Annotated in this window: 8 protein-coding genes and 1 pseudogene; 4 read left to right on the forward strand and 5 right to left on the reverse strand. The window is 37.2% G+C overall.

Going from position 1 to position 11,731, the window contains the following annotated elements:
• Both ACZ48L_RS01660 and ACZ48L_RS01665 read right to left on the reverse strand, forming a co-directional pair.
• Positions 1 to 972 (reverse strand): bile acid:sodium symporter family protein, encoded by a 972-nt coding sequence (locus ACZ48L_RS01660; RefSeq protein WP_025790418.1) that lies wholly within the window; start codon positions 970 to 972, stop codon positions 1 to 3.
• Between the two features lie 448 nt (positions 973 to 1,420).
• A pseudogene (locus tag ACZ48L_RS01665) lies at positions 1,421 to 2,288 on the reverse strand (hypothetical protein).
• Between the two features lie 235 nt (positions 2,289 to 2,523).
• Here ACZ48L_RS01665 and ACZ48L_RS01670 point away from each other — a divergent pair.
• Positions 2,524 to 3,072 (forward strand): glutathione peroxidase, encoded by a 549-nt coding sequence (locus ACZ48L_RS01670; protein ID WP_008822503.1) that lies wholly within the window; start codon positions 2,524 to 2,526, stop codon positions 3,070 to 3,072.
• 133 nt (positions 3,073 to 3,205) lie between these two features.
• Here the strand turns inward: ACZ48L_RS01670 and ACZ48L_RS01675 are convergent, their stop codons facing one another.
• On the reverse strand, positions 3,206 to 4,633 hold the full coding sequence (locus ACZ48L_RS01675) for a sodium:solute symporter (protein WP_314695475.1): 1,428 nt from the start codon (positions 4,631 to 4,633) through the stop codon (positions 3,206 to 3,208).
• A 122-nt stretch (positions 4,634 to 4,755) separates the two neighbouring features.
• Here ACZ48L_RS01675 and ACZ48L_RS01680 point away from each other — a divergent pair, with 122 nt between their 5' ends.
• On the forward strand, positions 4,756 to 6,117 hold the full coding sequence (locus tag ACZ48L_RS01680; protein ID WP_008822505.1) for a TrpB-like pyridoxal phosphate-dependent enzyme: 1,362 nt from the start codon (positions 4,756 to 4,758) through the stop codon (positions 6,115 to 6,117).
• A gap of 668 nt (positions 6,118 to 6,785) precedes the next feature.
• Here ACZ48L_RS01680 and coaW read toward each other — a convergent pair.
• Complete coding sequence (gene coaW / locus ACZ48L_RS01685; RefSeq protein ID WP_025790416.1) at positions 6,786 to 7,613, reverse strand: type II pantothenate kinase; 828 nt, start codon at positions 7,611 to 7,613, stop codon at positions 6,786 to 6,788.
• Positions 7,614 to 7,790: 177 nt separating this feature from the next.
• Between coaW and ACZ48L_RS01690 the strand changes: the two genes are divergently transcribed.
• Both ACZ48L_RS01690 and ACZ48L_RS01695 read left to right on the forward strand, forming a co-directional pair.
• Positions 7,791 to 8,069 carry an HU family DNA-binding protein gene (locus ACZ48L_RS01690; RefSeq protein WP_008822508.1) on the forward strand — a complete coding sequence of 93 codons (279 nt, stop codon included), beginning with the start codon at positions 7,791 to 7,793 and terminating at the stop codon, positions 8,067 to 8,069.
• A gap of 361 nt (positions 8,070 to 8,430) precedes the next feature.
• Positions 8,431 to 10,002, forward strand: a complete 1,572-nt coding sequence (locus ACZ48L_RS01695) for an Rne/Rng family ribonuclease (RefSeq protein ID WP_008822509.1) — start codon at positions 8,431 to 8,433, stop codon at positions 10,000 to 10,002.
• Positions 10,003 to 10,763: 761 nt separating this feature from the next.
• Here ACZ48L_RS01695 and ACZ48L_RS01700 read toward each other — a convergent pair.
• Entirely contained in the window at positions 10,764 to 11,729 is a 966-nt protein-coding gene (locus tag ACZ48L_RS01700) for a hypothetical protein (protein WP_025790414.1), read from the reverse strand.
• Positions 11,730 to 11,731 lie beyond the last annotated feature (2 nt).

Consider the following 11,731-nt stretch of genomic DNA (forward strand, 5'->3'; position numbering starts at 1 on the left):
TTAATTCTTTCGTTTCATAGTATGGTCATAATACCATATCTCAATACTGTTAATGATATTCTGCCACAGGATATAACATCCTGGACCAACTGTTGAAAGTGGGTTCATGTATGTATAAGCAATCCAAATTGCAAAAGCTGTATTCTTTTGCCCCAAAGCTTGCCCAGCATTAATCGTACTATTAAAATAATGTCCAATATGTCTACCCACTGCAAATTGCACTAAACAGACAACAAGAACCAATATAGCTATTAACAAAAGGAATCCTACAGATGCATCAGCATGCAGAATATTTTTCATTGTTGTCCCAGAAACTATAAGTAATGAACACCCCCAAAGGTAATAACTAAGATCCTTCACACTTATAACCCAACGATAAAATCTCTGTAGCATACGTATATGCTTCGTAAGGTAAGCCAAGAACATAGGTACAACTAACACAAGGCATACTTTATAAAGAATAAGGAAAAAAGCACTCATAAAAGTCATGTTGACACTCTTTTCTATCAATGGAAGACAAAGAGGGATAAGAATGGCACAGATAATATTCGACAGAAAAGTATATGATGTCATCTCTTCCAGATCTCCGCCCAGCTTCTGTGTCACTACTGCAGCAGCCGTTGCACAGGGACAGATGATGCATGTAAGAATCGCTTCAAGTAGGACAAGTCCTTTTCCTGTAACATGAAAGAAAGAGATTATACCAATAATGACTGCCACAAAGAGTACTTGGGAGAAACCTATCCAGAAATGCCAGCCTACAGGAACAAGCCCTCTAAAGTCTACTTTACAGAAAGTTACATATAAGACTAAGAACATAAAGAGTGGTAACATCTCATCAAAGATTGGTGCAAAGAAAACAGATGCTTTGTCTAATGCAGGGATAAAAGCAAAAAAGAGATATATAATTGCACCCGTAGCTATTGCTACAGGCAGCGTCCAATCCTTTATAAAATGAATTATTCTCACCATCTTTCATGTACTCAAGTTGGATTCTAAACTTCTTAAAAAGAAGAGAAACGGGTGCAAAGTTACGAAAAATTACTGAGAATCAGATATAAAAGCAATTATCAGGAGTTAAAGAAGGCAAAGTAAATACTATGTAAACTAAGCAAAGTAAAGCAAGAAGAACAAACAAAAGATCCCATATAAAAGATTCGGAACGGTTGTTTCCTATGTCCAAATAATACCAAGGAAATCTCCATCAGTCATTAAGTACGATATGTGTTTATAGGTAACTCCACAGATGTTAACGTTCATCACAGTTATAGTGTTTACCATCAACTCCTCTATACCAATACGTCTAACCACCATTAGTGACCAAAACAAAGATTATACAACAAATAAAAATCCCACCAACATGGAGTCAGTGGGATTGTCACCTCAACACTTGAGGCTATAGAGAAGCAATTTATGCCATTTATCTTACGTGTAGACGGTTTACAGCATCTGTACTATACTTTGCGAAATCATTCTTCTTAGCAGCTCCAAAAGTCGCTTGATTTGCAGCTCTCGTCAAACTATTTGTTGCCTTTGCACTAGCTGGTTGCTGGCGGGCAAGATCGAAACGCAATACATCAGTAGTATTTGTGCTGAATGCTGTACCAAAGAAGGTGTCATAACCCTTTTCTTTCTCATACCCTAAGTGGAAGCCATTTTTATCTGATTTACTGTCAAGAACAAAGACATTACCACTCTTAGTATATTTAATATAGATATTTCCGTCAGTGTTTACATACCAAGAGAAAGCCAAAGTCTGTTGGTCACCCTTCGCATTTGTATCAACCTCGACACCATTTCCACCCAAAGAATTGGCAGAAGAGTTATATTGGAAGAACTTCATATTTGCTTTAAACTGATCACTTACACGTTTTTTCGTACTATCATCCGTGTACTCATAGACCATACTACCTTCCCATTCACCCGTTAAAGTGCGTGCTTCCTCCAGTAAACTGTTATTCTGAGACTCCTGTCTTTGGTTATAATTATTATTCCATACATAACGGCCATTATTATTAATCATCCCAATAGATATCACCTCCTATAGCATTCATAAATGCCTCCAATTCACTAGTATAGGCATCTGGATAGTAAGTTATGAACCAATTATAGGCAGCAGTGTTACTTGAACCATTAGGAAATACCCTGTAATAGTTCTGTACAGCATTAGCAACTAAATCATCATAATAATCATTTCCACTATATAATGAATCATCATCACAGCTAGTAAATGTCAGCGGACTTGCTACTATAGCAAGCGCAAGGAAGAGTTTTGTTATTTGTCTCATATGTATACTATTTTATTATCTAATCTTTTTCTTTTCTGACTGATGCAAAAGTATATAAAGATTGTAGCTTATAATATGTAAATTTACTATTAATAATAGGGATTTCCCTACAGTATCTATAAAACTTTTGTACTTTTAAAGAGGGAATAAAGCAAAGAATAAAAATAAAATTCGTACATTTGCAACTCGTAATAACTAAGTATCTTAATAAAAAAGAAAAGATAAATAAAAGGAAATGAGAACAGTTTATGAATTCTCTGTCAAGGACAGAAAAGGGAAAGAAGTATCTTTAAAAGAGTATGCCAATGAAGTACTGTTAATAGTAAACACTGCAACCAAGTGCGGTTTCACCCCTACATACAAAGAACTGGAGGAACTTTATGAGAAATACCATGCACAGGGGTTTGAAGTTCTTGATTTTCCTTGTAACCAATTTGGACAACAAGCACCTGGAACTGACGAGAGTATTCACGAATTCTGTAAGCTTACATATGGTACAGAGTTCCCTCGCTTTAAGAAAGTAAAAGTAAATGGAGAAGATGCAGACCCTCTCTTCAAGTTCCTTAAGGAACAAAAAGGCTTCGCTGGTTGGGACGAATCTCACCCACTCTACCCTGTTTTAGACAAGATGCTTTCTGAAACCGATCCCAACTATAAGGAAAGTGCTGATATAAAATGGAACTTCACGAAATTTCTCATCAATAAGAAAGGACAGGTTGTAGCACGTTTTGAACCTACAGAGAAGGTTGAGAATATAGCAAAGCAGATTGAAGCATTACTATAGAAAAGGCCAAAAGCGAAAATAAAGAAGTAAGAAACAATAGATATTTATTAAGGTAAGAGAATCTGTAAACAAACAGATAGATTCTCTTACCTTTTTTATTTGATCTTATTTGTATTCCTTTTCCTATATTTTTTTAAATCATAGACCTTTTATTTCTTATCATCAAAAGTCCTAAAAAGGTTATTAAACCATTTAACATCAGTAGTTCATAACCGAACTTATAGCCTGAAGTAGTAGACACTATGGTATCGAGAACAAAACACAATAGTGGACTTGACACTGCTATACAAGGGACCCATTTGTCATTTACAGTACCTTTTGTAAGTAGTCCGAAGGCAAAAAGTCCTAAAAGTGGTCCATATGTATATGACACAATGATATAAACAGCATCTATCAGGCTCGTCGAATTAACGGCTCGGAAGACAAGAATAAACAATATAAAAACTACAGATATACCCAAATGTGCCCTCTTTCTGAGACGCTCATCGGCTGAACGACCACAGATATCTACGCAGAAACTAGTTGTCAAAGCAGTAAGAGCAGAGTCAGCACTTGAGAAACAAGCAGCTACAATACCTATCGTAAAGAGTATTACCACTATGCTACCTAACTGCCCACTTGCAGCAGCCTGCAACATCAACTCATCCGGCATTGTAGGTAGAGTCTGCCCTGTCTTTTGAAAATACAGCATCAACAACACACCCAAAGATAGAAAAAGAAGGTTAGCTGGGACAAATGCAATACCATAACTACACATATCCTTTTGTGCCTCATGTAGATTTTTGCAAGTAAGATTCTTCTGCATCATATCTTGATCAAGTCCTGTCATGACAATAACAATAAAGATACCACTAAGGAATTGCTTCCAAAAGTTCTCCTGTGAGAACCAGTCATCAAACACAAAGATACGTGAATGGCTGTTGGAAGCAATAACTTGTACGGCTTCAGGTATATCCAGACCGAGTGCATCTATCACCTTATATATAATAAGGAGAAGTGCCAGAAACATACAGACGGTTTGGAAAGTATCTGTTAAAACGAGTGTTCGTATCCCTCCGTGTCGTGTGTACAACCAAATAAGTAATACTAACACAACAACAGTCATGGCAAAAGGAACACCATAAGCATCCAAAACAAAGCGCTGGAGTATCATGCATACAACATAAAAACGAACTGCAGCACCAGCCATCTTTGATAGTAAGAAGAAAGAAGCACCTGTCTTATAACTTCGATTGCCCAGTCTTGTTTGCAAATAAGAATAGATTGTTGTCAGGTGCAAACGATAATAGACAGGTAAAAGCAGATAAGCTACAGCAAAATATCCTAGAATAAAGCCAAGACATGTTTGCATGTAAGACATATTATTTACCATTACCATTCCAGGGACACTAACAAAAGTAACCCCTGAAATACTTGCACCAATCATGCCAAACGCTACTAAATACCAGGGAGATTTCCCATTTGCACGGAAGAAAGCTTCATTATCAGCCTTGCCCCCTGTTACTCTACTGATGAGTAATAAGATGCAAAAATATGCAAGAATTGTTCCTATTATTATCATATTAGTGGCAAAATTACGAAAAATATTATCATTTAAGCCCCCTAATATATCATTTTTCGTACCTTTGTAAAAGATAAAACTTGATTGCAAGAAGAAATATCAAACATCAAAAACATCTCAATATGGCACACCAGAAAAGATTCCTCCTTAGTGAAAAGGACATTCCTACACAGTGGTATAACATTCAGGCCGACATGCCAAACAAGCCTCTTGCACCGCTAAACCCTGCTACCCATGAGCCAATGGGAGTAGATGATCTTGCAAAAATATTCAGTAAAGAATGCTCTAAACAAGAGTTGGATACAGAACATGCGTGGATTGACATTCCGGAAGAAGTCATGGACATGTATAAATACTATCGTTCTACACCTCTTGTACGTGCCTACGCATTAGAAAAAGCTTTAGACACTCCTGCACATATCTATTTTAAGAATGAAAGTGTAAATCCTTTAGGTTCGCACAAAGTAAACTCTGCAATCCCACAATGTTACTATTGCAAAAAGGAAGGAGTTACAAACGTAACGACAGAGACTGGAGCAGGACAATGGGGAGCTGCATTGTCGTATGCAGCAAAGGTCTATGGATTAGAAGCAGCAGTCTATCAAGTAAAGATTTCCATGCAGCAAAAGCCTTATCGTTCACTCATCATGCGTACCTTCGGTGCAATGGTTGAAGGGTCACCTTCCATGTCAACGCGTGCGGGAAAGGACATTGTTACACGTGACCCAACACATCCAGGTTCATTAGGTACAGCAATCTCTGAGGCCATAGAGCTAGCAACAACAACTCCTAATTGTAAATATACTTTAGGCTCTGTCATGAATCATGTGACATTACATCAGACTATTATCGGTCTGGAGGCAGAGAAACAAATGGAGATGGCTGGAGAATACCCAGATAAAGTCATTGCCTGTTTCGGCGGAGGCAGTAATTTTGGAGGTATAGCTTTCCCATTTATGCGTCACAACTTCTTCAACGATAAGAAAACAGAGTTTATAGCAGCAGAACCTAACAGTTGTCCAAAGTTGACAAGAGGTAAGTTTGAATATGACTTTGGTGATGAAGCGGGATATACTCCCTTATTACCAATGTTCACTTTAGGTCATGACTTCAAGCCTGCCAATATCCATGCAGGAGGCTTACGCTATCATGGTGCTGGTGTAATCGTCAGTCAACTGATAAAGGATGGCTATATGCACGGTGTGGATATCCCACAATTAGACACATTTGAGGCAGGTATTCTCTTCTCACGCACTGAAGGAATCATTCCCGCACCAGAGAGTTGTCATGCAATCGCAGCAGCTATACGTGAAGCAAAAAAGGCAAAAGAGGAAGGCAAACAACAAGTTATTCTCTTTAATCTTTCAGGACATGGGCTCATAGACATGACTGCATACGACAACTATATCAATGGTGATCTTAGGAATTATACACTATCAGATGAAGAAATAGCAAAGAATCTTGAGACTGTACCCCAAATATAATACAGGAAATTGGGATTACTTCCATCTTAGTGGTCCTCAGTTTCATTATCTTTTGTATCAGCATCTCACTAGAATATAGTATAAAGTTTAAAGGCAATATTTCAAGTTCGAAGTATAAAATGTCTATACTTCCCATTCATTTCAGGCGATGATGCTAAGTACAAAGGATGATGTCCTATATGCTTTCCATGTATACAATAAAATACAAGGTACTAAGAGAACAACTCAGAACTTGAATATTACGAAATGATAAAGTAAATTTACAGATTTAAGAATATAAGGATGAATTAAGGGATAGGAAATGATTTCTAAATAGTTTTGTAACACATACATTATCAAGCAATTAGAAACAGGCTCTTAAAAGGGCGTCTTTTACATTGCAAAAGGGCGTCTTTTACACTTCAAAAGGGCATCTTTTGCAATTCAAAAGAGCACCTTTTAGAAAGCAAAATATGACCTATTAAAAACCAAAAGAGAATTTGTTTTACAAAAGGAAGTTCTAAATCACCATACAATCATTAAGAAACAGATTTCGTTTTCATTTGAATCGACTTGATTCCAGATGAGAGATCATCTTCTAAAAGACTCGCATCAGGAATAAAATTCTCAAAGTATACAGTATAAAAAAAGTCTGGCAGGAAACCTGCCAGACTTTTTTTCTTTATTTCTCATCCCCCTATTCTACTCGCTTGTAGTGCAGCACCTATTGCTGTACAGTACTCGGAATACTTAGGAATAATAAACCTTACATCATAAATCTTCTCCATTACTGGGAAAAGAAGCTCACATTGGGGCAATAATGTAAGATTACCAATGAGAACAAAGTCCCTGATATTGCTGTTTAATGCACTTAATATAGTTGCAGAACCAATAGATTGTAGCACTAAACCTATCAATCCTAAAGCAATATCTTCACGGCTAGCATTACCTTGGGCATTTGCAAAAAGAGAAGCAGTTGCATCCATTGGCAAACCAGGCAAAGGATTAGTTGATATATCCTTAATCTGAAGATTGATACGCGAGATATCACCTTTCATAGCTAAAGCTATAATCTCTTTTATATCATCTGTCTTCAACAAGAGGCGGGACAAGCCACTAAGCGTACCTCCCCCAATACCAATACCACCAATATGCCGTATCTCATTACCATCACAAAGTACTAGAGACGTACCTGTACCCATAGAGACAACGATCATTCGTTGTAGCTTTGATTCATATTGGGCACCTAAGCCATCTGCAAGAAACTCATCAGCTTTTGACGTCGGAAGCCCATAAACGGGTTTATCAATATAGTGAGCACCGACCCCTGTAAGCATAACTTGCTCTACATCAGACAGATCAATCCTATTATCATAGAGATACTTTCCAAAAGCTCCATATAGAGATGTTATAGGGTCTGTAGCCTTGATACGCATAGGCTTCACAACCTTTCCATCCCTTATTCCAACTATTTTCGTCGTTGAAATACCCACATCTATTCCTATGGCTATCTTCATATACCTTATATATTATTAGGTCGCAAAGGTACGAAAAAGTTGAGAGTTAAGAATAGAAGCAAACAGTTTTTGCAAAAAAAGACAAAAACATTTCTCTATTAAGCTGAAAATGAGTATCTTTGCACTCCGTTATGAAGAGAGAATAAAGATATAAACATCAATAAAGAACAAAACGAAATGACGAAAGCAGATATCATTAATGAGATTGCGACATCTACTGGCATCGCCAAGAAGGACGTTTCAGCTGTGGTTGAATCTTTTATGGACGCTATCAAAAACAGCTTATTAGACAAAAAAGAGAACGTATACCTGCGCGGATTTGGTAGCTTTATCGTAAAGCATCGTGCAGAAAAGACTGCTCGTAACATCTCAAAGAATACGACTATTACAATTCCAGCACATGACTTTCCAAGCTTTAAGCCTGCAAAGACATTCATCGAGGATATGAAGAAATAATTAAATATAAATACAATAACAACTTAAAACATTAAAAGCTATGCCAAACGGTAAGAAGAAAAAGGGACACAAGATGGCTACGCACAAGCGTAAAAAGAGATTAAGAAAGAACAGACATAAGAGCAAGTAAGCCCCCATTAAGGCTGAAAGAACTTATAAACAGACTTTCAAAACATGACGGGGCGTGTCATCGCAGAAAGCTTCTTTCCCTGGAAGTGCGACGACAGGTTCCGTTTTTTATTACCTATAAGTATCGTTTAGTATTACTATCTATGGCAGATAGATAGGCTTATATCAACAGATAGTACGGCTATCAATAACCATTAGAGAAGCTATCTGATATTTATATTAAAAGAAGAAGATGACAAGCGAAGTAATTATTGATGCCCAACCGAAAGAGATTTCGATAGCACTACTTGAGGACAAACGCCTGGTAGAATATCAGCGTGAACCAAGGGAGGCTAGTTTCTCGGTTGGAAACATCTATGTGGCAAAGATTAAAAAGCTTATGCCAGGGCTTAATGCCTGTTTCGTAGATGTAGGTTATGAGCGTGACGCCTTTCTTCATTATCTCGACTTAGGAAGTCAATTCAACTCCTATGCAAAGTATCTGAAACAGGTTCAGAGCGATCGCAAGAAACTTTATCCCATACAAAAAGCCAGTCATCAGCCTGATCTACAGAAAGATGGTACTGTCCAAAATACACTGCAAGTAGGACAAGAAGTACTGGTACAGATTGTTAAAGAACCCATTTCCACCAAAGGACCGCGCCTTACAGGCGAACTATCTTTCGCTGGTCGGTACCTGGTGCTTATACCCTTTGGGCATAAAGTTAGCGTTTCATCAAAGATCAAAAGTGGAGAAGAACGTGCACGCCTTAAGCAACTTATTCAAAGTATTACACCGAAAAACTTTGGAGTAATAGTTCGTACTGTAGCTGAAGGGAAACGTGTCGCTGAACTTGATGCTGAGATGAAGATCCTAATGAACCGTTGGAATGAAGCTATTACGAAAGTACAAAAGACACAGGACCGTCCTCAATTAATCTTTGAAGAAACAGGACGTGCTGTTGCAATGCTTCGTGATCTATTCAACCCAACTTACGAAAACATCTACGTTAATGATGACGAGATTTGTACCGCTGTACGACACTATGTTTCACTTATAGCCCCTGAAAAGGCAAACATCGTGAAAAAATACAATGGCAAGGTACCAATCTTTGACAACTTTGATGTTACCAAACAGATCAAATCTAGTTTTGGGAAGACCATTAATTATGGACATGGTTGTTATCTCATCATCGAGCATACAGAAGCCATGCACGTTGTAGATGTAAACAGTGGAAACAGAACTAAGGAGAAAGCTCAAGAACAGAATGCACTTGATACCAACCTAGGAGCTGCAGATGAGTTAGCTCGGCAGCTACGTTTACGTGATATGGGCGGCATTATCGTTGTTGATTTCATAGACATGAATCTTGCGGAGGACAGACAAATGCTCTATGAACGTATGTGCAAGAACATGCAGAAAGACCGTGCTCGCCATAATATCCTTCCATTAAGTAAGTTTGGTTTAATGCAAATCACACGTCAACGTGTACGACCCGTAATGGATGTCGATGTTGATGAAGACTGTCCAACATGCTTTGGTACTGGAAAGATTCGTTCAAGCATTCTTTTCACAGATCAATTAGAGAGAAAAATTGACCGCCTTGTCAATAAAGTTGGAATTAAGAAATTCTATTTACACGTTCATCCTTATGTTGCAGCCTATATTAACAAAGGATTCATCTCCTTGAAACGCAAGTGGCAGATTAAGTATGGATTAGGTGTAAATATCATTCCTTCACAGAAACTTGCTTTCTTGCAATATGAGTTCTATGATGCAAAACAGCAGTTCATTGACATGAAGGAACGAAATGATAAATCTTGAATCTGACAAAGGACATTATTAGAAGTCACCTAAAATAATCAAACATTTAGGTAAAGATGAATAGAAAGGTCTATACTAAAGAAAGCGGCTGTATCACTTTAACACAGCCGCTTTCTTTGTTCCGCTCTATTGTTGTTTACCAAACTAGTTCTTATAAATATATTTTAAGATCAGATCCCCACTTGAAAGTCAGCTATTTTGCTTATTTCTATTTTTAGCTAACAAATAAAAACTGATCTTAAACTAAACAGCTAAGAGGATAAACCTAATAGCCCGTAAGTACGAACCTTCTTTCTGTCTGGAGCACAGGAACTTCTACTTCTAAAAAAAACTCCTGATAATTATGTTCTCCTTCTGGCAAACGATATAGTCTAAACTTGCTTCCTCCTTCTACAGCACAAAGAATCTGAACAAACAGAATGGCAAGTATTCTTTAGTTTTATCGATTTATAGAAAGATACATAGCCACCTTCTGTATTAAACTCGTCAGGCACCTAACTTTCAGAATCATATCTAATATTATTTTCAAAAGCAAAACTATCCTTTTCATTTTGGGATCCATTGCTTTCTACCTTTTACATTTACCAGTTGCTTGCGAGGGATAAATATATTTCCCTCATACACACCTTTCTATATTGTAATTACCCTGGTATTATATAATATGCCCTAGTATCTTTAAGTTAAATAGTATTGAGGGATAATTTCTTCAATGTTACATTAATTACTGATTAAACTTATGCACGATAAAATACTACCCAGGCTTATTTTGCATACTGCCTAAAATAATAGGCAGCATAACTCCCTGCTGCATAAGGTCCCTTGGGCTTTAATCCTTTTTTATGGAGTAAATAAATCTGATATGCCTCACGATAATAACGAGGACGAATCGTATCTATTGGGTAATATCTAACCAAATAGCGTGCAAAGTCATGAAGATTACGATCCAAAAGAAAACCAACAAGTTGATAATTTGCAGAATTACGTGTAGACTTCTGAAGAATACTGTCTGGTTGCAGCCAGGAATGTATTTTGCCTGGCCTCAACACATCTGATCCTCCTATTAACGGATAACAGAATAAGCTATTAGATAGTTGATGACAACGGGCTACAGCATAAATTGTTAGCATAGACATTACTGAATCTGTATTAGATACCGTCTTAATAACATGCAAAGCACCAACATAATTCCGTTTATCTATCATAGATTCAACCTTTGCCCTTTGGTGAAAGTGTTTATCAGTATTACTAAACAGTCCTGTAAACAGAAAGAGACCAAGCATAATAAGAAGACTTGACCAAACCTGTTGTGAAAAAGGCCCTATACTGCGTGACTCAAGTTCGTAAGGTTCATATCTTTTTACAGAAACAATCACAAAGAAATAAATAACAAATAATATAGGGGATATCCAAATCCAGTTGCCAAGGCTAACTCCCTGAGATGCTGGTTTAAGGTCAGAAATAATTGTCAGAAACAGAAAAGAAGGAAAATAAGTCAAAGCATAGCCCCGCTTTGTCAATCTAATCAGAGAACTAACACCTATTTGGAGCAACTTCAGAACAATAGTTATCAAAATAGCTCCTAATAGAGGATTATAAAAAGTTTGACCTCCAGAGGCTAAATGCTGAGTCACAGTCATTACATCTGCCTGAAAGAAAAACAGATAACTAAATGTAAACAAGAAAAATAGTACAGAGCATACTATATGTATAAAATTCTGTTCACTCATAA

Source organism: Prevotella histicola, from assembly GCF_055385135.1.